Here is a 26,412-nt window from a genome sequence, read left to right as displayed (position 1 = left end):
AAGCCCGTTCGGGAGCCGCGCACAAAACTGAGGGCGCCCCCTTCTCCAGGGGGCGCCCTCAGCGCCGTACAAGAACCTTCAGGTGTACGTCAGTTGCGCTCGGCGCCGCCGAGGTGGTGGACGCGGAGCATGTTGGTGGTGCCGGGGACGCCGGGGGGCGAGCCGGCCGTGATGATGAGGGTGTCGCCCGGGTTGAAGCGGTTGATCTTGGCGATCTCCGCGTCGACCATGTCGACCATCTCGTCCGTGCTGTTGACGAACGGCACGACGTGCGACTCGACGCCCCAGCTGAGCGTCAGCTGGTTGCGGGTGCCCTCGTCCATCGTGAAGGCGACGATCGGCTGCGAGGCGCGGTAGCGGGACAGCCGGCGGGCGGTGTCACCGGACTGCGTGAAGGCCACCAGGGCCCGGCCGCCGAGGAAGTCGGCGATCTCGCACGCGGCACGCGCGATCGAACCGCCCTGCGTACGCGGCTTCTTGCCCGGCACCAGCGGCTGGAGGCCCTTGCTGAGCAGCTCCTGCTCGGCCGCGACGACGATCTTCGACATCGTCTTGACCGTCTCGATCGGGTACGCGCCCACGCTCGACTCGGCGGACAGCATGACCGCGTCCGCGCCGTCCAGGATCGCGTTGGCCACGTCGGAGGCCTCGGCGCGCGTGGGGCGGGAGTTGGTGATCATCGACTCCATCATCTGGGTCGCCACGATCACCGGCTTGGCGTTACGGCGGCACAGCTCCACCAGGCGCTTCTGCACCATCGGGACCTTCTCCAGCGGGTACTCCACGGCCAGGTCGCCGCGGGCCACCATCACCGCGTCGAAGGCCGCGACCACGGCCTCCATGTTGGCGACCGCCTGCGGCTTCTCCACCTTCGCGATGACGGGGACCCGGCGGCCCTCCTCGTCCATCACCTTGTGGACGTCGTTCACGTCGTGGGCGTCGCGCACGAAGGACAGGGCGACCATGTCGCAGCCCATCCGCAGGGCGAAGCGCAGGTCCTCGACGTCCTTGTCGGACAGCGCGGGCACGTTCACGGCCGCGCCGGGCAGGTTGATGCCCTTGTGGTCGGAGATGACACCGCCCTCGATGACGATCGTCCGGACCCGCGGGCCCTCGACGTCGAGGACCTTCAGCTCGACGTTGCCGTCGTTGATGAGGATCTGGTCCCCGCGCGAGACGTCACCGGGCAGGCCCTTGTACGTCGTACCGCAGATGGTCTTGTCGCCCGGGACGTCCTCGGTGGTGATGGTGAACTCGTCACCGCGCACCAGCTCGACGGGACCCTCGGCGAAGGTCTCCAGGCGGATCTTCGGGCCCTGAAGGTCGGCGAGGACGCCGATGGCACGGCCGGTCTCCTTGGCCGCGGCACGGACGCGGTCGTACCGCCCCTGATGCTCGGCGTGGGTGCCGTGGCTGAAATTGAAGCGGGCCACATTCATGCCGGCCTCGATCAGCGACACCAACTGCTCGTGGGAGTCGACCGCGGGGCCGAGAGTACAGACGATTTTCGAACGGCGCATGGGACGATCCTATCGGTTTGTTTCGCTACGGAATATTCCGTCTGGCGGAAGATACAAATGGGCGGGCAGGCGCTCAGGCGTTGGAATTTCCGACCAGCGCATAGCTCTGCGTGGCGATCTCCCATTCCTCGTCCGTCGGTACCACCGCGACCGCGACCCGCGCGGACGCGGGCGAGATCAGCCGTGGCTCGTGGCTCCGTACGGCGTTCAGCGCCCCGTCGATCCCGAGCCCCAGCAGCTCCAGGCCCGTGACGGCAGCTTCCCGCACGGCACTCGCGTTCTCCCCGACTCCCGCTGTGAAGGCGACCGCGTCCACCCGGCCGAGCACCGCGCAGTAGGCGCCGATGTACTTCTTCAAACGGTGAATGTAGATGTCGAAGGCGAGTTCCGCCTGTTCGTCGCCCTCGTCGATCCGGCGCCGGATCTCCCGCATGTCGTTGTCCCCGCACAGCCCGATCAGACCGCTCTTCTTGTTGAGAAGAGTGTCGATCTCATCGGTGGACATTTCGCCAACACGCATCAAATGGAAGATGACGGCCGGATCCAGGTCTCCCGACCGGGTCCCCATCACCAGTCCCTCCAGCGGTGTCAGCCCCATGGAGGTCTCCACACACCGGCCACCGCGCACGGCGGAGGCGGACGCCCCGTTCCCGAGGTGCAGCACGATCACGTTGACGTCCTCGGGCGCCTTCCCCAGCAGCTTCGCCGTCGCCCGCGACACATACGCGTGCGAGGTCCCGTGGAAGCCGTACCGCCGGATGCGGTACGCGTCGGCGGTCTTCACGTCGATCGCGTAGCGCGCGGCCGACTCCGGCATCGTCGTGTGGAACGCCGTGTCGAACACGGCCACCTGCGGCAGATCGGGCCGCAGCGCCATCGCGGTACGGATTCCGACGAGGTTCGCCGGGTTGTGCAACGGCGCGACGGGGATGAGCCGTTCGATCTCCGCGAGCACGCCGTCGTCGATCACGGTCGGCGCGGTGAAGGTCTTCCCGCCGTGCACCACCCGGTGCCCGATGGCCGCCAACTCCGGTGAGTCCAGGCCGAGTCCGTCCCTCGTCAGCTCCTCCGCCACGGCCTTGAGCGCCGCCTCGTGATCGGGGATCGGGCCGGTCCACTCACGGACGGCGCCCGTGTCGACGTGGGTGTGCTCGAAACGGGAGGTCTCCTCGCCGATCCGCTCGGCGAGCCCGACCGCGAGGCGGGTGCCGGCCGCCATGTCGAGCAGCTGGTACTTCACCGACGAGGAGCCGGAGTTGAGGACGAGGACACGGGTCGCGGTCACTGCTGGGAAGCCTTCTCGTTCGGGGTCTGTGCCTGGATCGCCGTGATGGCGACGGTGTTGACGATGTCCGAGACGAGGGCGCCCCGGGACAGGTCGTTGACCGGCTTGCGCAGCCCCTGAAGCACCGGCCCGACCGCGATCGCGCCGGCCGAACGCTGCACGGCCTTGTAGGTGTTGTTGCCGGTGTTCAGGTCGGGGAAGATCAACACGCTTGCCTGGCCCGCGACTTCGGAATCGGGCAGCTTCGTGGCGGCGACGCTGGGCTCGACGGCGGCGTCGTACTGGATGGGCCCCTCGATCCGCAGGTCGGGCCGCCGCAGCCGGACCAGTTCGGTCGCCTCGCGCACCTTGTCGACGTCGATGCCCGAGCCGGACGTACCGGTCGAGTACGACAGCATCGCGATCCGCGCCGCGACCCCGAACTGCTCGGCGGTGGCGGCCGACTGGATGGCGATGTCGGCCAACTGCTCGGCGTTCGGGTCGGGGTTGACGGCGCAGTCGCCGTAGACGAGGACCTTGTCGGCGAGGCACATGAAGAAGACGGACGAGACGATGTCGGCGTCCGGCTTGGTCTTGATGATCTCGAAGGCGGGGCGGATGGTCGCGGCGGTGGAGTGCACGGCGCCGGAGACCATGCCGTCGGCGAGGCCCTCCTCGACCATCAGGGTGCCGAAGTAGTTCACGTCGGCGACGACGTCGTAGGCCAGCTCGACGGTCACGCCCTTGTGGGCGCGGAGCGCGGCGTACTTCTCGGCGAAGCGGTCGCGGAGCTGGGAGGTGTGCGGGTCGATCAGCTGGGCCGCGGTGAGGTCGATGCCGAGATCGGCGGCCCGCTTGCGGATCTGGTCCTCGGGGCCGAGGAGCGTCAGCTCGCAGACACCGCGCCGCAGCAGGACCTCGGCGGCGTGCAGGACGCGCGGCTCGGTGCCCTCGGGGAGGACGATGCGGCGCTTGTCGGAGCGGGCCCGTTCCAGGAGCGTGTGCTCGAACATCATCGGGGTGAGCCGGTCGCTGCTCGGCGCCGAGACCCGCCTCAGCAGGTCGCCCGTGTCGACGTACCGCTCGAAGAGGCCGAGCGCGGTCTCCGCCTTGCGCGGGGTGGCCGCGTTCAACTTCCCCTCCAGGGAGAAGAGTTCGGCGGCGGTGGGGAAGGAATTGCCGGCCACCGAGATCACCGGGGTGCCCGGTGCGAGGCGGGCGGCGAGGGTGAGGACGCCGTCGGAGGGGCGCTCGTCCAGGGTGAGCAGCACGCCGGCTATCGGCGGGGTGCCGGCGCTGTGCGCGGCCAGCGCGCCGATGACTAGGTCGGCGCGGTCGCCGGGGGTGACGACGAGGCAGCCCGGGGTCAGCGCGTTCAGGAAGTTGGGGAGCATCGCCCCGCCGAAGACGAAGTCCAGCGCGTCGCGGGCGAGCCCCGAGTCGTCCCCGAGGAGGACCTTGCCGCCGAGGGCGTGGGTGATCTGGGCGACGGTCGGCGCGGAGAGGGCGGGCTCGTCCGGTACGACGTAGCAGGGCACCGGCAGCCGGGTCTCCAGCCGGCCGGCGATCGTGTCGCGGTCCTCGCGGGCGACCCGGTTGGTGACCATCGCGAGGACGTCGCAGCCGAGGCCGTCGTAGGCGCGGTACGCGTTGCGCGTCTCGGCGAGCACGGACTCGGCGGTCTGCTTGCGGCCGCCGACGACGGGGATCACCGAGGCGCCGAACTCGTTCGCGAGGCGGGCGTTGAGGGACAGCTCGTCCGGGAACTGGGTGTCCGCGTAGTCGGTGCCGAGGACGAGGACGACATCGTAGTCACGGGCGACGAGGTGGAAGCGGTCGACGAGTGTGGACACCAGCTCGTCGGTGCCCTGCTCGGCCTGGAGGGCGGAGGCCTCGTGGTAGTCCATGCCGTAGACGGTCGCCGGGTCCTGGGACAGCCGGTAGCGCGCACGCAACAGCTCGAACAGACGATCGGGGCCGTCGTGGACGAGGGGGCGGAACACCCCCACCCGGTCGACCTGCCGGGTCAGGAGTTCCATGACTCCCAGCTCGACGACCTGACGGCCGTCGCCGCGGTCGATCCCGGTCACGTACACGCTGCGCGTCACGGGTGCGTTCTCCCTCTGGATGGTCGTGTTCCGGCCGCCGTGTTCCTGCCCCGGACAGCCATAAAAACCGCCCACCGAGGGTGAGCAGAACCATCTTGACAATACCTCCGGGGGTGGATAAGGCGCCCGTCAGCTGGGGAGGCGTACGGGAGCCGCGGGGGCGCGGAACACGGCATACCGGACCGAACCGGCGCCCCGGGAGGGGACGGAATCGGCAACCCTGTGGAGGACGTGAAAGAATCGGCATGGCTCACCGGTCTCAACAGCGAGCAGGAGACACAGCACGATGCGCATCGGAGTTCTCACCGCAGGCGGCGACTGCCCCGGCCTGAACGCCGTGATCCGGTCGGTCGTGCACCGAGCCGTCACGACCTACGGCGACGAGGTCATCGGCTTCGAGGACGGCTACGCGGGACTGCTCGACAGTCACTACCGCACCCTCGACCTCGACGCGGTCAGCGGCATCCTCGCCCGCGGCGGCACCATCCTCGGCTCCTCACGGCTGGAGCGCGACCGGCTCCGCGAGGCCTGCGAGAACGCGCTGGACATCGCGCGCGACTTCGGCATCGACGTGCTGATCCCGATCGGCGGCGAGGGCACTCTGACGGCGGCGCGCATGCTGAGCGACGCGGGCCTGCCGGTCGTGGGCGTCCCCAAGACCATCGACAACGACATCTCGTCGACGGACCGCACCTTTGGCTTCGACACGGCGGTCGGGGTCGCGACCGAGGCGATGGACCGCCTGAAGACCACGGCGGAGTCGCACCAGCGGGTCATGGTCGTCGAGGTCATGGGCCGGCACGCGGGCTGGATCGCGCTGGAGTCCGGGATGGCGGCGGGCGCGCACGGCATCTGCCTGCCCGAGCGCCCCTTCGACCCGGCCGACCTGGTGAAGATGGTCGAGGAGCGCTTCGCCCGCGGCAAGAAGTTCGCCGTCGTGTGCGTGGCCGAGGGCGCCCACCCCGCCGAGGGCTCCATGGACTACAACAAGGGCGAGATCGACCAGTTCGGCCACGAGCGCTTCCAGGGCATCGGCACCGCGCTGGCCTACGAACTCGAACGCCGCCTCGGCAAGGAGGCCAAGCCGGTCATCCTCGGCCACATCCAGCGCGGCGGCGTACCGACCGCCTACGACCGGGTGCTGGCGACCCGCTTCGGCTGGCACGCGGTCGAGGCCGCGCACCAGGGACAGTTCGGCCGGATGACCGCGCTGCGCGGCACGGACGTGGTGATGGTGCCGCTCGCGGAGGCGGTCACCGAGCTGAAGACGGTGCCGAAGGACCGGATGGACGAGGCGGAGTCGGTCTTCTAGCCGTTGCGCCCGCGGGGCCTCGCCTCGCGGGATGTCTGTAGGTACTCCTGTCCACCATGGCCCAGAACCGGCTGATGATCTGGTCGAGGAAGTCCCGGCCGGCCTCGCCCGCCGCGACGGCGGAGTTGCCTCCGCCCCAGCTGAGGGTGGCGACCATCTGCGCCTGGTAGTCCTCGTGCAGCTCCTGGAGGGAGTCCTCCAGGAGCCGCCGGTCCAGGGGCACCATCTTGCCGATCGGCCGTACGTACGCCTGCCATCGCGTGGTCATCGCGCTGCGCAGCAGCTCCGCGAGCCGAACGTCGCGCCCGGTGACACTGATGAACTCGGGCAGCGAGAGGTCGAGCAGCTCGGCCAGCGCGGACGACTGGCGCTCGGTGCCGCGCCACTGGTCGTGCTCCTCCATCCGCAGATACGCGAGGAGTTCGAGCCCGACGGCCCGGGCGATGTCCTCCGGAGCGAGGCCCCGGGCGAGCCGGTGCTCACGCAGCGTGCGTGGCTTGCCGATGAGTTCACCCGCCGAGCACCACAACACGCCGGCGAGCGCGGTGAGTTCGGGCCCGGATGGCGCGGTGAGCCCCCGCTCCCAGGCGATGACCAGGTCAGGCGTGACATACGACAGTCCGTACGAGGCGCGCATGCCGTACGCGACGTGCTCGGGCCCCATATTGAGGGCGGTACGGAGCCTGCGGGCGGCGGGCGCGTCGAACGGTGGAGTGGGCGGCGGAGGCGGCGTGGACGGGCTGGGCTGAACTGGGGGTCGGCGCACGCGCCACAAGCTAGGGGCGCCCGCGTGCGGTGACTACGGTCTGTTCGGCCAGGATTACGGATTGTAGGAACGTACGGATCTAGTCGCGCGAGGGGTCTGTATCGAGCCCGGGGCGGGGGAGATCGGTGACCCTGAGTGGTGAAGCCGGGGGCGGAGGGGCGCGCCGGAGCTGACCCGAGGCCACTGAATATGCCGCCCTGCCTTGCCATTTGCCGGTGCGGCGGGCTTCGGGGAGTGGCTTGTCGCGGTGGAGCGTTCGGGCGGGGGTCGAAGGGGAGTGCGTTTGTGGTGGGGGTGGTGATCGGGTGTGGGGGGATGTGGGCGGTGGCGGGAATTCGATGGTGGGGGGCGGAGCCTCGTGGCGTCCGGCGGCCCGTGGCCCGGCTGCGGGCGTTCGAGGACGCCCACAGCCCGGCCGAGGAGATCACCCCTTGACCGCCCCGCCCAGCGCGAACCCGCCCCCCAACCGCCGTGAGATCAGCACGTACAGCAGGATCACCGGCGTCGAGTACACGACGGAGAACGCGGCCAGCTGCCCGTAGGCCACCATCCCGCGGTTCCCGAAGAACTCGTTGATGCTCACGCTCGCCGGCATCTGGTCCGGGGTGAGCAGCAGCATGAAGGGGACGAAGAAGTTCCCCCACATCATCACGAACGAGAAGATCGTGACGACGGCGACGCCGGGACCCATGAGCGGCAGCACGATCCGGACCAGGGACTGGAGGGACGACGCGCCGTCCGTCCAGGCGGCCTCCTCCAGTTCCTTCGGTACGCCGTCCATGAAGTTCTTCATCAGCCAGATGGCGAAGGGGAGTTGGGACGCGGCGAAGAACAGGATGGTGCCCTGCATGGTGTCGATGAGGTTGACCTGGACGAACAGGGCGTACACCGGCACCATGATCGCCGTGATGGGCAGGCTCGTGGTGAAGAGGATGGTGAGGAGGAAGGGGCGGTTCAGGCGGGACTGGAAGCGGGAGAGCGGGTATGCCGCGAGGGCCGCGCACACCACCGTCAGCAAGGTGCCGCCGCCGCACAGGATCAGGCTGTTGAGCAGGGGCGTGAAGGTGATGTCCGGCTTCAGGACCGCGGTGAAGTTGTCGAGGGTGAGGCTGCCGGGCGCCTTCACCCGCAGGCCCGCGTGCGGGTCGAGCGAGGACAGCACGACCCAGGCCAGCGGGAGCGCGAACGCGGCTGCCACGACAAGGAGTCCGGCGTCCGCCGCCAGGCGCCGGCTCGTCCGCCGGGAGAGGCGGGGGCGGCCGGGGGAGAGGGTGGGGGAGAGGGCCATGGGTCAGACCTCCGTCCGCAACAGCCGTACGTACACGAGGGAGAAGAGCGCGCCGACCAGCAACAGCAGCAGGGCCACCGCGGTGCCGTAGCCGATCATGCTGTTCTGGAAGGCCTGTTCGTACATGAAGAGGGGGAGGGTCTGGCTCTTGTTGCCGGGGCCGCCCCTCGTCATCACCCAGATCAGGCCGAAGACCGAGAGGGTCTGGAGGGTGTTCAGCATCAGGTTCGTGCCGATCGAGCGGCGGATCATCGGCAGCGTGATGTGCCACAGACGGCGCCAGCCGCCCGCGCCGTCGACCTCCGCCGCCTCCGTGATCTCCTTCGGGATCTCGTCCAGGGCCGCCGAGTAGACCAGCATCGAGAACGCCGTGCCCCGCCATACGTTCGCGAACGACACCGCGAGGATCGGAAGCGTGAACAGCCAGTTCTGGGAAGGGAGATGGAGCCGGACCAGGATCGCGTCCAGGGTGCCCTCGCGGCGGAAGAAGGCGTAGAGGAGGAAGCCGGCGACGACCTCCGGGAGGACCCACGCCGTGATCACGATCGCGCCCGTGATGGTGCGGACCGGTTTCGAGGCCCGCTGCATGAGGGTGGCGAGCGCCAGCCCGAGCGTGTTCTGGCCGATCAACGACGACACCACCGTGAACACCAGCGTCAGCCATACGGCGTTGAGGAACTCCGAGTCCTTGAAGGCCGTACGGAAGTTCGCGAAGCCCACGAACGACGAGTGGGCCTGGCCGGTGAGCTGGAGGTCGGTGAAGGCGATGTAGGCGCAGTAGCCGATCGGGACGGCCAGGAAGAGGAGCAGGAGGACCAGGGCGGGGGAGAGGGGGAGGTAGTGGGTGAGAATCCGGGTGCCCGTGCGGGTGCGCCTGCCGCTGCGCAAGTTCCCCTGCTGCGAGGGATGTTGGGGCTCCGGGGCCGGGGCGGATTCCGGCAGGTTCGGGCCCGGGGCGTGCCGGGGTGCCGTGGTCACTTCTGTGTGACCTGGTTGTCCGTGGCCGACTTGAGTTCGTCGTCGTACGAACTCGCCGCCTTGTCCACCGACATGTCACCCGTCGTCACGCCCTCCATCGCCTCCTGGATGGCGGTCGAGACCTTCGGGTACGCCGGGTACGCGGGGCGGTAGTGCGTGCTCGCGACCAGGTCCGTGAAGAACTTGATGCCGGGCTGCGCGGTGGCGTAGGCGGGGTCGGCGGCGACGTCCTTCCGCACGGAGATACCGGAGTTGGCGATGTACCACTTCTCGGCGTTCGCCTTCGTCTGCATCGACTTGATGAAGTCGAAGGCGAGGTCGGGGTTGCCCGCCTTGGAGGGGATCGCCCAGGTCCAGCCGCCGGACATGCTCACCTTGCCCGGGGCCTGACCCCGCTGCGTCGGCATGTACGCGAGCCCCAACTCCTTGGACCAGTCGGGCCATTCGTGCCCGCTGCCCTTCAACCACGCCTGGGGCAGCCACGATCCGTCGAGCGCGATGCCGAGTTTGCCCTTGGGGAGCAGTTCACCGGCCACGTAGGTCTGGATGTTGGGGTCGAGGGCGTCCGAGACGTCCGGGCCGAGCTTGTCCTTGTACACCGTGTGGACGAACGAGAGGGCGTCCTTGAAACCCTGGCTCCCGGCGATCCACTTCTTCGACGACCGGTCGTAGAGCGGGTCCGTGGTGCCGTCGTTGGTGCCGTAGAGCAGCATCTCGAAGCCCTGCATCGTGGCTGCCTCGCCGGCGGGCTTTCCGGTGTAGACGTTGAGGGGGGTGACGCCGGGGACCTTCTGCTTGATCGCGCGGGCCGCGGCGAGGACGTCGTCCCAGTTCTTCGGCTGCCAGTTCGCGGGCAGGCCCGCCTTCTTGAAGATCCCCTTGTCGAACCAGAGCCCTCGGGTGTCCGTGCCGTCCGGGACGCCGTACGTCTTGCCGTCCTCGGCCTTGGCGGCGGACTTCGCCGTGTCGACGAACTGGTTCCACTCCGGCCACTTGCCGAGGTAGGCGTCGAGGGGCTTCAAGTACCCGGACGTGATGTCGCTGTTGATGAGGAACGTGTCCTCGTAGACCAGGTCCGGGGCGGTCTTCGGGGAGCGGAGCATCTGCTGGAGCTTGGTGTAGTACTCCGAGTCCGGGGCCTTGATCGGGACGAGCTCGACCTTCTTGCCGGGGTACTGCTTCTCGAACTGCTTCTTGATGTCGGCGAGGTAGGTGTCCATCACCTTGATGGAGTTGTCCGTCGACTGCTTGAAGGAGATCTTCACCGTGTCCGGGTCGCTTCCGGATCCACTGCTGCACGCGGTGAGGGTCGTCGCGGCGAGGGCGAGGGCAACTAGGGGCGTCAGAAGGGCAGTTCGGCGGTGGCTGGCGGCGGTGGGGCGCACGGGCACGACCTCCTACGGGCTCACTACGTTGTGGCCTGGGCGGATGGCTGCCCGGTGAAGGTAAGTGGATTGGTCTAGTCAGGTCAATGAGTCTGCGGCGGATTCGAGGCAGTGGGTGCGGGCTTCCGCGGGCGCCCTGCTCCTACCCCCGCCCCTCGACCCGCTTCCCGACGACCGGCCCGTAGAAGGTCCCGCCCCGGAAGTCGATGTGATCCCCGCCGTACGTCCCTTCGCTCCCACCGCGATGGGGCTCCTCCCCGGAGTCGGCGAAGTCCTCGCGGGGCCGGTGCTTGCGCAGCAGCGCGACCGTCACCGACGCGGCCTGTCCTGCGGCGCGTCGCTGTGAACCGGAGGCGTCGGCACGGGACTTGTCGTCGTCGGCGCGGTCGCTGATGCCCCGGACGACGAGCGCGTTCAACCGGCCGTTCAGGTGGGCCGCTTGGAGTGCTCCGAAGCCCTCCATCTCGATCGCGCCGGCGTCGTTGTAGCTGTGGCGAAGGTGCCGGGCGATCTCGGACGTGGCGTCCGCCAGCACCACGTCACCCGTCGCGATCGGCACGAAGTGCGCCCGCACATCCGGCATGTCCCGTACAGCGGACCGCGCCGCCTGCTCCAGCGCGTGCGACCCCGGCAACGCCCTCGGCCGGACGAGGAAACCCTCCGGCGTCCGCTTCCCGCCGTGGATCTCGTACACCTGCGTTCCTACGACGACGTCACCGATCCCGATGTCGTCCTTGAGGCTCCCGGCGACCCCGACGAACAACACGGCCTGCGGACGAAGCCAGTTGATGAGCTGGCTGGTGAGCGCGGCGGCGCGGTCGGCGCCCACCCCCAGTTCGCTGAGGGCGACTTGCCACGGTGTGCCGGGCAGTTGGCCCCGCTCGACCCGGGTTCCGTCGCGGTGGACGAGTTCCTCCCGCTGCCCGACATGCGCGCGGACGGCGTCGTATTCGAGAGGGAGTGCGGTCAGGACGAGGACGGTGGGCTGCGGCTCCGGCACACTCATAAGGTACTGCGGGGGAAAGGAATCGAGTGCCGGAACAGGACGTGACCGTCGGGCAGTTGCTGCTCGCCGAGTACCACAGCATCAAGGACGAGCAGAAGGCGAGGATCGGGTTCAGGGACAACCTGCTCTACGTCACGTTGGGCGTCGTGGCCGCCGTCATCGCCGCCGCAGCGCAGGCCAAGCAGGCGTCGATGCTGCTGGCGTTGCCGCCGGTGTGTGTCGTGCTCGGGTGGACGTACCTGGTGAACGACCAGAAGATCTCCGCGATCGGGGCGTACGTCCGCGACGAACTCGGGCCCAGGCTGGCGGTGTTGGCGCAGCCGGGCGGTGGCTTCCAGCCGTTCGGGTGGGAGACCGCGCATCGCGGGGACCGGCGGCGCGGGTCCCGTAAGGCCGTGCAGATCGCGGTGGACCTGACGGCGTTCTGTGTCGTGCCGTTGGCCGCGCTGGGGGTGTTCTGGGTGGACGCGGGGAGTGGGCCGCTCGTCGCCATCTCGGGGCTGGAGGCGCTCACCGTGGCGGGGCTGGCCTGGCAGGTCGTCTGGTACGCGAAGGCACCGTGAACTCCCTTCCCTGCCTTTGCCGTTGACCTAGCGGGGTGAGTGCGTGAAGGCCGCGCTGCCGGAGGCCCTGGCCGACGGGGCCGGTGGTGACGCGGGGCGCCGTGCGGTCGCGGAGCCGGCGCGGAGACTCGGGCTCGGCGACGGGGCGTCCACCCGCGAACTCGCCGACGGGGTGTCCACTTGCGAACTCGCCGACGCGGCAGGGGATTCCGGGCGACGCGACACCGTACGGGAGTGGGGCGAGAGCCCAGCCGAGCGGTTGGCCGCCGACGCCTGCACCCGGGCCAACGCTCCCGTGGAAGCCCCCGGCGTCCGCAGCCGAGCCACAGCCCCGGACCGCCCCCCACTCACCCCTTCACCCACCGGTACTGCAACTCCGGCCGCCCCACAGTCCCGTACTGCGGACTGCGCGCCGCCCGGCCCGCCTCCACCAAGTGCTCCAGATACCGCCGGGCGGTGATCCGGGAGATCCCCACCGCCTCCGCGATCCCCGCAGCGGTCAGCCCCTCCCCGCAGTCCCGCAGCGCGACCGTCACCCGCTCCAGCGTCGGCGCGCTCAACCCCTTCGGCAGCGCGGCGGGCGACGGTGCCCGGAGCGCGGCCAGCGCCCGGTCGACCTCGTCCTGGCCGCTCGCCTCGCCCGCCGCCGCGCGGAACTCGGCGTACCGCACCAGCCGGTCCCGCAGCGTCGCGAACGTGAACGGCTTCAGCACGTACTGGACGACCCCCAGCGACACCCCCTCCCGCACCACCGCCAGGTCCCGCGCCGACGTCACCGCTATCACGTCCGCGTGATACCCGGCCGCCCGCAACGACCGCGCCAGTTGCAGCCCGTGCGCGTCCGGCAGATGCAGGTCCAGCAGCAACAGGTCGACCCGCGTCCGCTCCAGCGCCCGCCGCGCCTCCGCCCCGGTGTGCACCTTGCCCACCGCCACGAACCCCGGCACCCGGCCGACGTACATGACATGCGCGTCGGCGGCGACGGGATCGTCCTCGACGATGAGGACGCGGATCGGTTCGGCCGTAGTCACGAGGCACCACCTTCGGAAACAGAACCCTGAGACGAAACAGAACCCTCGGAGGGAGCAGAACGCTCGTATGGAGCGGAGCCCTCGGACGGGACGGAAGCCCGGGAAGACATCGACGCCCGCGCGTCACTCCCGACCGGCTCCCGCCCCGCCCCCCACAACGGCAGCCGCACCTCGAACACCGCCCCGCCACCCTCCGCCTCGGCCATCGTCAACGTCCCCTCGTGCCGGTTCACCGCCTGCCGTACCAACGCCAGCCCGAGGCCCCGGCCGCCCGGACCCGCCGACTTCGTGGAGAAGCCGCGCTGGAAGACCGCCTCCGTGTGCGCCGGGTCCACGCCCGACCCCGTGTCCGCCACCCGGAGGAGGAGCGCAGAGCCGTCCGAGGCCGCCTCCGTGTACGCCGTCACCGTGACCCGCGCCCGCAGGCTGCCCTGGGCCGCGTCGACCGCGTTGTCGATCAGGTTGCCGAGGATGGTGACCAGGTCCCGCGCGGGCAGCGAGTCCGGCAGCAGGCCGTCGTCCAGACTGCTGTCCTCCGATACGACCAACTCGACGCCCCGCTCGTTCGCCTGGGCCGTCTTGCCCAGCAACAGGGCTGCCAGCACAGGCTCGTTGACCGCCGAGACGACCTGGTCGGTCAGGGTCTGGGCCAGCTCCAGTTCGGCCGTCGCGAAGTCCACCGCCTCGGCGGCGCGGCCCAGTTCGATCAGGGAGACGACCGTGTGCAGGCGGTTCGCCGCCTCGTGCGCCTGGGAGCGGAGCGCCTGGGTGAACCCTCGCTCCGAGTCCAACTCGCCCATTAGCGACTGGAGTTCGGTGACGTCCCGCAGGGTCACCACCGTTCCCCGGCGCTCGCCGCCCGACACCGGCGAGGTGTTGACGACCAGTACGCGGGAGTCCGTGAGGTGGACCTCGTCGACCCTCTCCTCCGAGGACAGCAGCGCGCCCGTCAGCGGTGCCGGCAGACCGAGGCCGGCCACCGAGCGGCCCACCACGTCCACGTCGGGGCCGACGCCCAGCAATTCCCGCCCGCCGTCGTTCATCAGCGCCACCCGGTACTGACCGTCGAGCATCAGCAGCCCTTCGCGCACCGCGTGCAGCGCGGCCTGGTGGTAGTCGTGCATGTGGCTCAGCTCGGTCGCGTTCATGCCGTGGGTGTGGCGGCGCAGCCGGGCGTTGACGACGTACGTCCCCACGGCACCCAGTGCCAGCGCGCCGGCCGCGACCCCGATGAGCGCCGTCACCTGGTCCTGCACCCGCTGGGTGATCGCCTCGACCCGGATGCCCGCGCTGACCAGGCCGATGACCTTGCCGCCGCTCTCCACCGGGGTGACCGCGCGGACGGACGGGCCGAGTGTGCCGGTGTACGTCTCGGTGAAGGAGCGGCCCTTCAGGGCGGGCTCGATGTGGCCGAGGAACTTCTTCCCGATCTGCGAGCGGTCCGGGTGGGTCCAGCGGATGCCCCGCGGGTTCATGATCGTGACGAAGTCGACCTCGGTGTCCCGCTGGACGCGCACGGAGTACGGCTCCAGGCGCGCGGTCGGGTCGGACGTGCCGATCGCCTCCACCACCGACGGCGAGTCCGCGACCGAGCGCGCCACCGCCATCGCCTGCCGGCCCGCCGCGTCCTCGGCCTGGCTGCGGTCGCTGACGTAGGTGAACAGCGCGTACCCGGCCACGACGACCGCTATCAGCACGGCCTGCATGCCGAAGAGCTGGCCGGCCAGGCTGCGGGGTCGGGGGACGTGCGGGAGGCGCATGCCGTCAGTGTGCCTCTCGGACATGGCGTGAACTAAATGAACGGAAGGGTGACCGGCCTCACAGGCCGGGAGATAGTCACCGCAGCCCCGGAAGCAGCCGCCTTCCGGACCGGCCCGCACATCCATCGGTGCGGACCCCTGTGAAACCCAAGAACTTCCCGGACGTGAGCCGCACTCGCAGCCCGGGTACCGCCGGTCGTGAGCCGCACGCCGGATGATGCCGACGACGTCGTCAAGGAGGGCAGCCGTGGCCAGCACCCCCGCTCCCGCACCTGCCGCACCGCCCGCGAAGCGGGACCGCACCCACTACCTCTACATCGCGGTGATCGTCGCGGTCGCCCTCGGCATCGCCGTCGGGTTCGCCGCGCCGGGCTTCGCGGAGGAGCTGAAGCCGCTCGGTACGGGCTTCGTCGCGCTGATCAAGATGATGATCTCGCCGATCATCTTCTGCACGATCGTGCTCGGCGTCGGCTCCGTACGGAAGGCCGCCCAGGTCGGCAAGGTCGGCGGACTCGCGCTCGGCTACTTCATCGCGATGTCGTTCGTCGCCCTGGCCATCGGCCTGGTCGTCGGCAACATCATCCACCCGGGCAGCGGCATGCACCTGACCGAGGCCGTCAAGGGCGTCGGACACACGCAGGCCGAGGCCGCCGCCGAGGGCCCGGTCGACTTCCTGCTCGGGATCATCCCGACCACCTTCGTGTCGGCGTTCACCGAGGGCCAGGTCCTCCAGACCCTGCTGATCGCGCTTCTCGCGGGCTTCGCGCTCCAGGCCATGGGCCGCACCGGTGAGCCGGTGCTGCGCGGCGTCGAGTACATCCAGAAGCTGGTCTTCCGCATCCTCGGCATGATCATGTGGGCCGCGCCCGTCGGTGCCTTCGGCGCGATGGCCGCCGTCATCGGCGAGACCGGCATGGACGCGCTCAAGGCACTGGGCACGATCATGGCCGGGTTCTACATCACGTGTCTGCTGTTCGTCGTGATCGTGCTCGGCACGCTGACCAAGCTGGTCGCCAAGGTCAACCTCTTCCAGCTGCTGCGCTACCTGGGCCGCGAGTTCCTGCTGATCGTCTCCACCTCCTCGTCCGAGTCCGCGCTGCCGCGGCTCATCGCGAAGATGGAGCACCTGGGGGTCAGCCGTCCCGTCGTCGGCATCACCGTGCCGACCGGCTACTCCTTCAACCTCGACGGCACGATGATCTACCTGACGATGGCCTCGCTGTTCATCGCCGACGCGATGGACCAGCCGATGGGCATCGGCCAGCAGATCGGCCTGCTGCTCTTCATGATGGTCGCCTCCAAGGGCGCGGCCGGTGTCTCCGGCTCCGGCATCGCCGTCCTCGCCAGCGGTCTCCAGTCGCACAAGCCCGCCCTGGTCGACGGTGTCGGCCTGATCATCGGCATCGACCGCTTCATGAGCGAGGCCCGCGCAGTCACCAACTTCGCCGGCAACGCCGTCGCCACACTGCTCATCGGCACCTGGACCGGCCAGGTCGACAAGGAGCGAGTCAACCGCGTCCTCGCCGGTGAACTGCCCTTCGACGAGAAGACGTTGCTCGACGAGAAGGACGGCGACGAGCGCCTCGCCGGCGTGCCCGAGCAGGGCGGAGAGAAGGAACTCGCCAAGGCCTGACCCTCCCCGACACGGGGCGCCCGGGCCGGCCTGAACACGGTCCGGACGCCCCGCCGACGCCGGGCGGCTGGGTGTCCCCCCGTCGCTCAGCCGCCCGGTTCTCACAGGGATGCACTAGCGTGCCGTGCCGTGCCGGAAACCTCCGGCACGCACGGCACGTTCGCGTTCGGCGGGAGTCACGGGGGACATGGGAATGAAGATCGACTGGGACCGGCGGCACTGCGCCCGGCACGGACACGTGACATACGCGCCCGCCGAGACGGCGCTACGGGACCGGCTGCGCGCCGAGACCGGGCTCGGGGAGGCCTGGCGCTGCCTGCGCTGCGGCGACTTCGTCCTCGGCGACCCGGCCGCCTCGGGCCCCGCCGACCAGGCCCCGCTGGTGCCCCGCGGGAAGGTGCTGCGGGACCTGTTCATCCTGCGGTTCCTGGCGATCGAGCGCGCCGTGCGCGGGGTGTTCATCGTGCTGGTCGCCGCCGCCGTCTGGAAGTTCAGCAACAGCCAGGACGCGGTGCGCAGGCTCTTCGACCAGAACCTCGACGTCTTCCGCCCGGTCTTCAAGCACTTCCACTACGACCTGGACCACTCGCCGGTCGTCGGCTCCATCCAGAAGACCTTCGGCTACAAGCACTCCACGCTGCTCCTGGTCGCCGTCCTGCTGCTGGCGTACGCGCTGATCGAACTCGTCGAGGCCGGCGGGCTCTGGTACGCCAAGCGGTGGGCGGAGTACCTGACGGTGGTCGCGACCGCCGCGTTCCTGCCGCTGGAGATCTACGAACTCACCGAGCACATCAGCTGGCTGAAGATCGTGACCCTCGTCCTCAACATCCTCGCCGTCCTCTATATCGCCCTGGCCAAGCGGCTGTTCGGGCTCCGCGGCGGACGGAAGGCGTTCGACGAGGAGCGGGAGAGCGCGTCCCTGCTGGAGGTGGAGACGTCCGCCGGGGTCATGGCCTGACGCGCGCGACGCCCGGCTCGGACCCCGCGCACCCGTCCTTGCCCTGACGCCGACGTCAAGGATTACCGTCGTAGGCATGCGAATCGGCGAGCTGGCCGCGCGGGCCGGGACCACGACGCGGGCCCTGCGGTACTACGAGGCACGGGGACTGCTGCCCGCGCGGCGGGGCGGCAACGGGTACCGGACGTACGACGAGGGTGATCTGAAGCTGCTGCGGCAGATCAGGACGCTCCAGGACTTCGGGTTCGACCTGGAGGAGACACGGCCCTTCGTGGAGTGTCTGCGGGCCGGGCACCCGGAGGGGGACTCGTGTCCGGCCTCGCTCGCCGTCTACCGGCGCAAGCTGGCCGAACTGGACTCCCTGATCGGGGAGTTGCAGGCGGTCCGCGCCGAGATCGGGGTGCGGCTCGCGACGGTCGAGGAGCCGGCACCGTTGTGCGAACTGGGAGGGCGGGAACTGTGAGCGGCGTTACGGACGTTACGGACGAGAATTTCGCGGCCGAGGTGGTCGGGGCGGAGTTGCCGGTACTGGTGGAGTTCACCGCGGACTGGTGTCCTCCGTGCCGGCAGATGGGACCGGTGCTGCGGGCCCTTGCCGTCGAGGAGGCCGACCGGCTCAAGGTGGTGCAGTTGAACGTGGACCAGAATCCGGAGATCACCAACGCCTACAAAGTTCTCTCGATGCCCACCTTCATGGTGTTCCGGGGCGGTGAGCCGGTGAAGGCCATGGTGGGGGCCCGGCCCAAGCGGCGGCTGCTGGAGGAACTCGCCGACGTGATCTGAGCCCTCGAACGGCTCCCTGCCGGGCCTCATGAACGAGAAAATCCCCTGAGCAATTGCGCTCGGGGGATTTTTTTGCGTATATTCAATAGTTCGCGACTTCGCGGGAATTGAGTCGCAAAGAGGCTTAGTGAGCACAGTATATATGTCCGGGAGTGGAATTGTCAAACAGCGATGAAATTCACGGTGAGCAGGAATTCATCGACGGTCTGTACGCACGCGTGGACGCGCTGCGCGGCGCCACCGAGGACTCCGTCACGGACGCGCTCGGGCAGGGCAACACGCCCATGCAGGCCCGGCTGGAGCGGGACATCCTGGTCGCCGAGCGCTCGGGGCTGCTCGCCGCGCTGAACGCCGTGGACGGCTCGCTCTGCTTCGGCCGGATCGACCTGACCTCCGGCATCAGCCACCACATCGGCCGGATCGGCATCCGCTCCGACGACGCCGACCTCACCCCGATCCTGATCGACTGGCGGGCCGACGTCGCCCGTCCCTTCTACCTCGCCACCGGCCACACCCCGATGGACCTGCGCCGCCGCCGGCACCTCACCACCGACGGCCGCCGCGTCACCGCCCTGCACGACGAGATCCTCGACCTCGGCGACGCCACCCGCACCGGCCACGAGGACCCCACCGGCGACGCCGTCCTGCTCGCCGCGCTCAACTCCGCCCGCACCGGCCGGATGAGCGACATCGTGCAGACCATCCAGGCCGAACAGGACGAGATCATCCGCGCGCCCCATCGCGGGGTACTCGTCGTCGAGGGCGGCCCCGGCACCGGCAAGACCGCCGTCGCGCTGCACCGCGCCGCGTATCTCCTCTACGAACACCGGGAGTTGCTCGCCAAGCGGGCCGTCCTGATCGTCGGCCCGAACCCCGCGTTCCTCGGGTACATCGGCGAGGTGCTGCCCTCCCTCGGCGAGACCGGCGTGCTGCTCGCCACCGTCGGCGAGCTGTTCCCCGGCGTGAAGGCCACGGCCACCGACAGCCGCGCCGCCGCCGCCGTCAAGGGCCGCGCCGACATGGCCGACGTGCTCGCCGCCGTCGTACGCGACTGGCAGTCCCTGCCCGACCCCGTCATCGCGATCGAGCACGACCGCGAGATCCTCATGCTCGACGACGGCCTCGTCCGCGTCGCCCGCGACCGCACCCGCGAGGCCCGCCTCCCGCACAACGCGGCGCGTGAGCACTTCGAGGGCCACATCCTCAACACGCTCACCGAGATGGTCGCCGAACGCATCGGCACCGACCCCTTCGACGGCACCAACCTCCTCGACCCCAGCGACATCACCCAGATCCGCGACGAACTCGCCGAGAACCCCGAAGTCTGGGCCGCCATCGACCAGTTGTGGCCACGGCTGACCCCGCAGTACCTCGTCGCGGACTTCCTCGCCGACCCCGTGGGCTACGTCTCCGACGACGACGCGGACGCGATCCGGCGGCCGGTGACCCGCGAGTGGACCGTGGCGGACGTACCGCTGCTCGACGAGGCGGCCGAGCTCCTCGGGCGGGACGACCGGGTGCGGCTCGCGCGGGCGCAGCGCGAGCGGGAGGAGCAGGTGTCGTTCGCGCAGGGGGTGCTGGACGTGTCCTTCGCCTCCAGGACGTTCGAGTTCGAGGATAAGGAGGAGGGAGACCCCGAGGGGTCCGAGGTGTTGTCCGCGCACGACATCATCGACGCGGAGCGCTTCGCGGAACGGCACGAGGAGTCGGATCACCGCAGCGCGGCGGAGCGGGCGGCGGCGGACCGGACCTGGGCGTTCGGGCACATCATCGTCGACGAGGCGCAGGAACTCTCGCCCATGGCCTGGCGGTTGCTGATGCGGCGGAGCCCGACACGGTCGATGACGCTGGTCGGTGACCCGGCGCAGACGGCCGAGGCGGCGGGCGTCGGCTCCTGGTCGGAGATTCTCGCTCCGTATGTCCAGGACCGCTTCGACCACACGCGGCTCGGGGTCAACTACCGGACCCCCGCCGAGATCATGGACCTCGCGGCGGCGGTCGTCCGCGCGGAGAACCCCGACTTCGAGCCGCCGAGTTCGGTGCGGTCCACCGGGGTACGGCCCTGGGTGCGGGCGACCGATGATCTGCCGGGGGCCGTGGCCAAGGCCGTGGGGGAACTCACGCCGGTGGAAGGGCGGTTGGCGGTGATCGCGCCGCGGGATCTGCACCGGCGGCTTGCCGCGCGGCTGGACGGGGTGACGGCGGGGGCGGAGCCGGATCTCACGAGTGGGGTCGTGCTGCTCGACCCTCGGCAGGCGAAGGGGCTGGAGTTCGACTCCGTGTTGGTGGTCGAGCCGGGACGGTACGGGACGAGTGATCTGTATGTGGCGTTGACGCGGGCCACGCAGAGGCTGGGGGTCGTGCATACGGGTGCGCTGCCGGTGAGTCTGGCCGGGGCGGTCGGGGTGTGAGGGCGCGGGCTGGTGGGGGTGGGCGAGCCTGGGGGCTGCGCCCCCAGACCCCCCGTCGGCCCTGAAGGGGCCTCGTCCTCAAACGCCGGACGGGCTGGATTCTGAACGGTGTTGAGACGCTGACGGGCCTAGGCGGGTCGCAGCCAGACCGTCGCCAGTGGGGGCAAGGTCAGTCGGATGCTTGCCGGGCGGCCGTGCCAGGGCTGGGGTTCGGGCTTTATGGGGGCCGGGTTGGTGATGTCGCCGCCGCCGTAGAGGGCGGTGTCGGTGTTGAGGACTTCGTGCCAGGCGGGGATGTCGTCGGGGGCGCCGAGGCGGTAGTCGTGGCGGACGACGGGGGAGAAGTTGCTGACGGCGAGGAGGGGGGAGCCGTCGGTGTCGTAGCGGAGGAAGGCGATGACGTTGTCCTCCGCGGAGTCGCCGGTGATCCACTGGAAACCGGCCGGGTCGGTGTCCAGTTGCCACAGGGCGGGGGTGTGGCGGTACACCGTGTTGAGGTCGCGGACGAGGTCGCGCACGCCGCGGTGGTCGGGCTCGGCGCCGTAGGCCGGGTCGAGGAGCCACCAGTCGGGGCCGCGGGTCTCGGACCACTCGGCACCCTGGGCGAACTCCTGCCCCATGAAGAGGAGTTGCTTGCCGGGGTGGGCCCACATGAAGGCGAGGTAGGCGCGGTGGTTGGCGCGCTGCTGCCACCAGTCGCCGGGCATCTTGGAGACGAGCGACCGCTTGCCGTGGACGACCTCGTCGTGCGAGATCGGCAGGACGTAGTTCTCGCTGTACGCGTACACCATCGAGAAGGTCATCTCGTGGTGGTGGAACTTGCGGTGGACCGGCTCGTGGGACATGTAGTCCAGCGAGTCGTGCATCCAGCCCATGTTCCACTTCAACCCGAAGCCCAGGCCGCCGAATCCGCCCGGTCCGATGTGGTGCGTGGCGCGGGTGACGCCGTCCCAGGCGGTGGACTCCTCGGCGATCGTCACGACACCGGGCACCCTGCGGTACACGGTCGCGTTCATCTCCTGGAGGAAGGCGACGGCGTCGAGGTTCTCCCGGCCGCCGTGCTCGTTCGGGGTCCACTGGTCCGGCTCGCGCGAGTAGTCGAGGTAGAGCATCGAGGCGACCGCGTCCACGCGCAGGCCGTCGATGTGGAACTCCTCGCACCAGTAAACGGCGTTCGCCACAAGGAAGTTGCGGACCTCGCGGCGGCCGAAGTCGAACTCCAGGGTTCCCCAGTCGGGGTGCGCGGCGCGGAGCGGGTCCTCGTGCTCGTACAGGGGGCGGCCGTCGAATTCGGCCAACGCCCATTCGTCGCGCGGGAAGTGGGCCGGGACCCAGTCCATGAGGACGCCGATACCGGCCTGGTGCAGCGAGTCGACGAGGAACTTGAAGTCGTCGGGGGTGCCGAGGCGGGCGGTCGGGGCGTAGAAGCCGGTGACCTGGTAGCCCCATGAGCCGCCGAAGGGGTGCTCGGCGACCGGCATCAGCTCCACGTGGGTGAAGCCCAGGTCCTTGATGTAGGCGGGGAGTTGCTCGGCGAGCTGGCGGTACGTCAGGCCAGGGCGCCAGGACGCGAGATGCAGCTCGTAGACGGAGAACGGGGCCTGATGAGCCGGGACTTGGGGGCGCTGGGCGAGCCATTCCTCGTCGCCCCACGTGTAGTGCGAGGCGGTGACGATGGAGGACGTGCTCGGGGGGACCTCGGTGCGGCGGGCCATCGGGTCGGCGCGGAGCGTCTTGGACCCGTCCGGCCGGGTGATCTCGAACTTGTACAGTTCGCCCTCGCCGATGCCCGGCATGAACACCTCCCAGACGCCGGTGGCGCCGAGGGAGCGGAGGGGGGCGCCGGTGCCGTCCCAGAAGTTGAAGGTGCCGGCGAGGCGGACGCCCTGCGCGTCCGGGGCCCAGACCGTGAACCGGGTGCCGGCGACGCCCTGATGCGTCATCGTCCGCGCCCCGAGCGCCTGCCACAACTCCTCGTGCCTGCCCTCGCCGATCAGATGCAGGTCCAGATCACCGAGCGCGGGCAGGAACCGGTACGCGTCCTCGACGTCCTGAACAGCACCGTCGTACGCCACGCTGAGCCGGTACTCCGGCACGTCCCGCAAGGGCAGCAGCCCCGAGAAGAACCCGTCCCCGTCGTCATGCAACTCCGCCCTCAACTCCCCTGCCACGACGGTGACTCCGAGAGCGAACGGCCGAAACACCCGAAAGGCGACTCCACCGGGAACCGGGTGGGCGCCGAGTACGGAGTGGGGGGCGTGATGGGTCCCGTGGAGGAGTCGGTCTCGGTCTGTGGCGTTCAGGGCGGGGGAGATGGCGGGGGTCGGCGGGGTGGGGGGCGGGGTGGCCGACTCCGGGGCCGATGTGGTGGCTGTGGGGGTGGTCGGCTCCGGGGTGTCGACGGGGGCCGGAGTGGCTGGCTTCGGGGTGTCGACGGGCGACGGGGTGGCTGGCTCCGGGGTGTCGATGGAGGCCGGGGTGGTGGGTGACAGTGTGGCCGGCTTCGGGGTGTCGACGGGGGCGGGGGTGGTGAGTGACGGTGTGGCTGGCTCCGGGGTGTCGACGGGGGCCGGGGCGGTGGGTGACGGTGTGGCTGGCTCCGGGGTGTCGATGGAGGCCGGGGTAGTGGGTGACGCCGAGGTGTCGGCCGAGGCAGCCAGTGGTGTCGCGGCTGGAGTGGTCGCCGAGGTCTGCGGGTCCTGCGCGGCGGCAGGGGCGTCGTCGGAGGCCGAGGGCGAGGTGGTCGCCTCGCCTATTTCGGCAGGCACCTGTTCCGGTGAGACGGCCGTCTCATCCCCTGCGGCAGCTACCTGTTCCGGTGCGGAAGTCGTTTCGTCCTCTGCGACAGCTGCCTGTTCGGGTGCGGGAGTTGCCTCGTCTGTTGCGGCAGGCACTTGTTCCGGTGCGGAAGTCGCCTCGTCCCGTGCGGCAGGCACCTCTTCCGGTGAGGCGGCCGCCCCATCCCCTCCGGTAGCCGCCTGTTCCGGTGAGGTGGCCGCCTCGTCCCCTGCGGCTGGGACCTGTTCGGGTGCGGAAGTCGTTTCGTCCACTGTGGCAGCCGCCTGTTCCGGTGCGGCAGCCGCCGGTTCGGGTGCGGGAGCTGCCTCGTCTGTTGCGGCAGGCTCCTGTTCCGGTGAGGCTGCCGTCCTGTCCCCTGCGGCATCTACCTGTTCCGGTGCGGAATTCGCTTCGTCCTCTGCGGCAACTGCCGGTTCGGGTGCGGGAGTTGCCTCGTCTGTTGCGGCAGGCACCTCTTCCGGTGAGGCGGCCGTCTCGTCCCCTGCGGTAGCCGCCTGTTCCGGTGCGGTAGCCGTCTCGTGCGCTGCGGCACCCACCTGTTCCGCCCCAGCACCCACTCCATCCGGCGCCGCACCCGCCCCGTCCGACGCGGAAGCCGTCCTCTCCGGCTCAGCGGAAGCCGCCGCCATCGCATCCTCACCCGTACCCGTGTCGGCGCTCACCGTCGGTCGCGTGGGCTTCTCGGCCGCGCTCGTCTTCCTGGCCAGGCCCTTCTTCGCCGAACTCTTCTTTCCGGTGCCCTTCTTGGCCAGGGCCTTCTTGTCCGCTGCCTTCTTCGCTGAGGCTCGCTTCGTCACGGTCTTCCTCGAGTCGCCCGTCTTCGCCACGGCTTCTTCCGCCGAACCTGTCTCCGCTGAAACTGTCCTCGCCGAACCTGTCCCCGCTGAACCCGTCTCCGCTGAACCCGGCTCCACCGGAACCTTCACCGTCACGCTGGTCCGCTTCACCCTCGCGTTCGTCTTCTTCGCCGTGCCCGTCTTCGCGGCGCCCGTCTTCGTCATGGCCTTCTCCGTCGCAGCTTTTGTCGCCGAGGTCTCGTCCGCCGAACCAGTCTTCGCCACGGCGTTCTTCGGCGCCGCCTTCGTGCCCGGGGCCCGCTCACCCGCAGCCCCGGCCTCTTCCCCGGCACCCGCTGCCCGCAGCTCACCAACCCCCGGCCCTGGGGCCTTCTTGCCCCCAGCCCGCTCACCCCCACCCCCGGCCTCTTCCCCGGCACCCGCTGCCCGCAGCTCACCAACCCCCGGCTCCCCTTCCACCCGGCCATCTCCCTCAGCCGTCTTCTTCGGACGGGAACGGTTGGACGGCGTACGCGGGGTCACGGTCGAGGCCTCCTGGGCGGGGTGAGGGTCAGGGTCGGGGAGGGGTGGGTGGGCGGGGAGAACATCACGTCGGGTCGGACAGGCGCCGCACCGCCGACATCGGCACCGCGAGCCAATCAGGCCGGTGCCGTGCCTCGTACAGGACCTCGTAGATCGCCTTGTCCGTCTCGTACGCGCGGAGCAGGACCGGATCCGTCCGCGGATCCACGCCCGTGACCTCCGCGTACCCGGAGCAGTACGCCGCCCGGCACACATCCGCCCACCCCGGCACGGCCGGCGTCGCGGAGTGGGCCGCGTAGTCGAAGGAACGGAGCATGCCCGCGATGTCCCGCACGGGCGGCTGGGGCATGCGGCGTTCCGCGAGGGGCCTGGAGGGTTCGCCCTCGAAGTCGATCAGGGACCATTCGCCGGACGGGGAGTACAGGCACTGGCCCAGGTGCAGGTCGCCGTGGATGCGCTGGGCCGTCCACGTCGCGCCCTCCGCCGCCAGGTCCGCCAGTGCCGTGAACGCCGAGCGCAGGCCGGGAGCGTAGGGGCGGAGCGCCGGTACCGCCTGTGCCGCCGCGTCCAGGCGTTCGGTCATGCCGTCGACCAGGAGTTCCAGTTGGGCGTGGCCCAAGGTGGTCGTGGGGAGTGCGCGGGCCAGGGCCACGTGGACCTCCGCCGTGGCCCGGCCCAGCGACCGCGCCTCCGCGGCGAAGTCCTCGCCCTTCGCCAGCTCGCCCAGCGCCAGTTCCCAGCCGTCGGACGCGCCCTGCACGAAAGGCTGGAGGACTCCGAGGACGTACGGCTCGTCGGCGATCTCGGCCCGTAGCCAGGCCGTGGGGGCCGGCACCCGGGGGCAGCCCTCCAGGGCGAGGGCCAGCGGGAGTTCGAGGTCGGGGTTGGTGCCGGGGACGATCCGGCGCAGGAGTTTCAGGATGTACGAGTCGCCGTAGACGACCGAGGAGTTGGACTGTTCCGCCGTCATCAGGCGCGGGGCCAGGCCCGGGCCGATCTCCGGCGCGTCCGGGGCCTGCTCGAAGCGCAGCCCGCCGATGCGGGCCTGGGTGCGCAGCGCCTCCAGGAGCACCTCGGCGGGCCGGGGGTCGTACAGGGCCTCGTACACCGTATGTCCGGCGAGCGGGCCCTTCTCCACATGTCCGATGAGCGCGGGCGCGAGCCGGGGTGGCAGCGCCTCGCGCACACCTATGAGGAGCTGGTAGCAGTCGCCCGGCGCGGGGGACTGCTGGGCGCGGAGCAGGAGGTGGTAGAGGCCCAGCGGCCCCTCCACGGGAAGCAGCTCCGTGGCCGCCACCAGCGAGAAACCGGTGACGGGACGACCTTTGCCCGCGAACCACCGCTGCCTCGGCAGCCAGTCCCGCAGGAGGGGGTCGAGGGACGTGAGGAGGCCGGGGCCGGGACTGGTCCGGCCGGAAATTGTGACAGTCTCCGCCATAGGTGCCACATTCCTTTCCCCGGGGGGTGATCGGGGTGTCACTGTCGCGTGCCCCGGGCGGGGCGGGGGAAACCGAAACCGCCCCACCCC

At 70.1% G+C, this 26,412-nt stretch carries 19 protein-coding genes and 1 pseudogene; 8 read left to right on the top strand and 12 right to left on the bottom strand.

The features are described from left to right. Positions 1–89: 89 nt before the first annotated feature. The 3 genes from pyk to pta form a co-directional block, all read right to left on the bottom strand. Positions 90–1,520, bottom strand: coding sequence for a pyruvate kinase (pyk, locus tag ACIRB1_RS42220; protein WP_352180549.1), 1,431 nt, complete (start codon positions 1,518–1,520; stop codon positions 90–92). A 73-nt stretch (positions 1,521–1,593) separates the two neighbouring features. Continuing rightward, positions 1,594–2,805: an acetate kinase gene (locus tag ACIRB1_RS42215; protein WP_352180548.1), complete on the bottom strand. Its 1,212-nt coding sequence runs from the start codon at positions 2,803–2,805 to the stop codon at positions 1,594–1,596. Beyond that, positions 2,802–4,892 (bottom strand): phosphate acetyltransferase, encoded by a 2,091-nt coding sequence (gene pta, locus ACIRB1_RS42210; protein ID WP_352180547.1) that lies wholly within the window; start codon positions 4,890–4,892, stop codon positions 2,802–2,804. The genes ACIRB1_RS42215 and pta overlap by 4 nt, the downstream gene beginning before the upstream one ends. A gap of 286 nt (positions 4,893–5,178) precedes the next feature. Here pta and ACIRB1_RS42205 point away from each other — a divergent pair, with 286 nt between their 5' ends. Beyond that, on the top strand, positions 5,179–6,204 hold the full coding sequence (locus ACIRB1_RS42205) for an ATP-dependent 6-phosphofructokinase (protein WP_352180546.1): 1,026 nt from the start codon (positions 5,179–5,181) through the stop codon (positions 6,202–6,204). A 37-nt stretch (positions 6,205–6,241) separates the two neighbouring features. Here the strand turns inward: ACIRB1_RS42205 and ACIRB1_RS42200 are convergent. The 5 genes and pseudogenes from ACIRB1_RS42200 to ACIRB1_RS42180 form a co-directional block, all read right to left on the bottom strand. Continuing rightward, positions 6,242–6,868, bottom strand: a pseudogene (locus tag ACIRB1_RS42200) (XRE family transcriptional regulator); the annotation flags it as partial. 526 nt (positions 6,869–7,394) lie between these two features. Next, positions 7,395–8,258, bottom strand: coding sequence for a carbohydrate ABC transporter permease (locus ACIRB1_RS42195; RefSeq protein WP_352180545.1), 864 nt, complete (start codon positions 8,256–8,258; stop codon positions 7,395–7,397). 3 nt (positions 8,259–8,261) lie between these two features. Further along, positions 8,262–9,236 (bottom strand): carbohydrate ABC transporter permease, encoded by a 975-nt coding sequence (locus ACIRB1_RS42190; protein WP_403469318.1) that lies wholly within the window; start codon positions 9,234–9,236, stop codon positions 8,262–8,264. Next, on the bottom strand, positions 9,233–10,627 hold the full coding sequence (locus ACIRB1_RS42185) for an extracellular solute-binding protein (RefSeq protein WP_352180543.1): 1,395 nt from the start codon (positions 10,625–10,627) through the stop codon (positions 9,233–9,235). The genes ACIRB1_RS42190 and ACIRB1_RS42185 overlap by 4 nt, the downstream gene beginning before the upstream one ends. A 136-nt stretch (positions 10,628–10,763) precedes the next feature. Further along, positions 10,764–11,627, bottom strand: a complete 864-nt coding sequence (locus tag ACIRB1_RS42180; RefSeq protein ID WP_403469317.1) for a nucleosidase — start codon at positions 11,625–11,627, stop codon at positions 10,764–10,766. Positions 11,628–11,653: 26 nt separating this feature from the next. On the opposite strand from ACIRB1_RS42180, the gene ACIRB1_RS42175 reads away from it, so the two are divergent. Beyond that, the gene (locus ACIRB1_RS42175) at positions 11,654–12,190 is read left to right on the top strand and encodes a hypothetical protein (RefSeq protein WP_403469316.1); all 537 of its coding nucleotides are present in this window, start codon (positions 11,654–11,656) and stop codon (positions 12,188–12,190) included. A gap of 347 nt (positions 12,191–12,537) precedes the next feature. Here ACIRB1_RS42175 and ACIRB1_RS42170 read toward each other — a convergent pair whose 3' ends face one another. Both ACIRB1_RS42170 and ACIRB1_RS42165 read right to left on the bottom strand, forming a co-directional pair. Next, positions 12,538–13,221, bottom strand: coding sequence for a response regulator (locus ACIRB1_RS42170; protein ID WP_403469315.1), 684 nt, complete (start codon positions 13,219–13,221; stop codon positions 12,538–12,540). Beyond that, a complete protein-coding gene (locus ACIRB1_RS42165) occupies positions 13,218–14,981 on the bottom strand; it encodes an ATP-binding protein (protein WP_403469314.1) in 1,764 nt (587 codons plus the stop codon). Before ACIRB1_RS42165 ends, ACIRB1_RS42170 begins: the two co-directional genes overlap by 4 nt. Positions 14,982–15,195: 214 nt before the next feature. Between ACIRB1_RS42165 and ACIRB1_RS42160 the strand changes: the two genes are divergently transcribed. The 5 genes from ACIRB1_RS42160 to ACIRB1_RS42140 all read left to right on the top strand — a co-directional run bounded on the left by ACIRB1_RS42160 (position 15,196) and on the right by ACIRB1_RS42140 (position 20,766). Beyond that, positions 15,196–16,614: a cation:dicarboxylate symporter family transporter gene (locus ACIRB1_RS42160; RefSeq protein ID WP_403469313.1), complete on the top strand. Its 1,419-nt coding sequence runs from the start codon at positions 15,196–15,198 to the stop codon at positions 16,612–16,614. Positions 16,615–16,807: 193 nt separating this feature from the next. Then, positions 16,808–17,572, top strand: a complete 765-nt coding sequence (locus tag ACIRB1_RS42155) for a DUF2127 domain-containing protein (RefSeq protein WP_352180937.1) — start codon at positions 16,808–16,810, stop codon at positions 17,570–17,572. 76 nt (positions 17,573–17,648) lie between these two features. Further along, positions 17,649–18,035 carry a MerR family transcriptional regulator gene (locus ACIRB1_RS42150; RefSeq protein WP_328678958.1) on the top strand — a complete coding sequence of 129 codons (387 nt, stop codon included), beginning with the start codon at positions 17,649–17,651 and terminating at the stop codon, positions 18,033–18,035. Further along, positions 18,032–18,355, top strand: a complete 324-nt coding sequence (locus tag ACIRB1_RS42145) for a thioredoxin family protein (protein WP_403469312.1) — start codon at positions 18,032–18,034, stop codon at positions 18,353–18,355. Before ACIRB1_RS42150 ends, ACIRB1_RS42145 begins: the two co-directional genes overlap by 4 nt. A gap of 176 nt (positions 18,356–18,531) precedes the next feature. Then, the gene (locus ACIRB1_RS42140; RefSeq protein ID WP_403469350.1) at positions 18,532–20,766 is read left to right on the top strand and encodes a HelD family protein; all 2,235 of its coding nucleotides are present in this window, start codon (positions 18,532–18,534) and stop codon (positions 20,764–20,766) included. A gap of 128 nt (positions 20,767–20,894) precedes the next feature. Here ACIRB1_RS42140 and glgB read toward each other — a convergent pair whose 3' ends face one another. Then, a complete protein-coding gene (glgB, locus tag ACIRB1_RS42135) occupies positions 20,895–23,534 on the bottom strand; it encodes a 1,4-alpha-glucan branching enzyme (protein ID WP_403469311.1) in 2,640 nt (879 codons plus the stop codon). Positions 23,535–24,237: 703 nt separating this feature from the next. On the opposite strand from glgB, the gene ACIRB1_RS42130 reads away from it, so the two are divergent. Then, a complete protein-coding gene (locus tag ACIRB1_RS42130; RefSeq protein WP_403469310.1) occupies positions 24,238–24,909 on the top strand; it encodes a hypothetical protein in 672 nt (223 codons plus the stop codon). A 39-nt stretch (positions 24,910–24,948) separates the two neighbouring features. On the opposite strand, the gene ACIRB1_RS42125 is transcribed toward ACIRB1_RS42130, so the two are convergent. Further along, a complete protein-coding gene (locus ACIRB1_RS42125; protein WP_403469309.1) occupies positions 24,949–26,322 on the bottom strand; it encodes a phosphotransferase in 1,374 nt (457 codons plus the stop codon). Positions 26,323–26,412 lie beyond the last annotated feature (90 nt).

The organism is Streptomyces sp. NPDC096013, assembly GCF_044763565.1.
GTDB lineage: Bacteria > Actinomycetota > Actinomycetes > Streptomycetales > Streptomycetaceae > Streptomyces.
Note: the sequence above shows the minus strand (reverse complement) of the source record. Positions and strands in the feature narration are given on the sequence as shown.

Coding starts and splice junctions, on each gene's coding strand:
- pyk (WP_352180549.1), bottom strand. CDS start 1,520: ATGCGCCGTTCGAAAATCGTCTGTACTCTCGGCCCCGCGGTCGACTCC.
- ACIRB1_RS42205 (WP_352180546.1), top strand. CDS start 5,179: ATGCGCATCGGAGTTCTCACCGCAGGCGGCGACTGCCCCGGCCTGAAC.
- ACIRB1_RS42195 (WP_352180545.1), bottom strand. CDS start 8,258: ATGGCCCTCTCCCCCACCCTCTCCCCCGGCCGCCCCCGCCTCTCCCGG.
- ACIRB1_RS42180 (WP_403469317.1), bottom strand. CDS start 11,627: ATGAGTGTGCCGGAGCCGCAGCCCACCGTCCTCGTCCTGACCGCACTC.
- ACIRB1_RS42165 (WP_403469314.1), bottom strand. CDS start 14,981: ATGCGCCTCCCGCACGTCCCCCGACCCCGCAGCCTGGCCGGCCAGCTC.
- ACIRB1_RS42160 (WP_403469313.1), top strand. CDS start 15,196: ATGATGCCGACGACGTCGTCAAGGAGGGCAGCCGTGGCCAGCACCCCC.
- ACIRB1_RS42155 (WP_352180937.1), top strand. CDS start 16,808: ATGAAGATCGACTGGGACCGGCGGCACTGCGCCCGGCACGGACACGTG.
- ACIRB1_RS42150 (WP_328678958.1), top strand. CDS start 17,649: ATGCGAATCGGCGAGCTGGCCGCGCGGGCCGGGACCACGACGCGGGCC.
- ACIRB1_RS42125 (WP_403469309.1), bottom strand. CDS start 26,322: ATGGCGGAGACTGTCACAATTTCCGGCCGGACCAGTCCCGGCCCCGGC.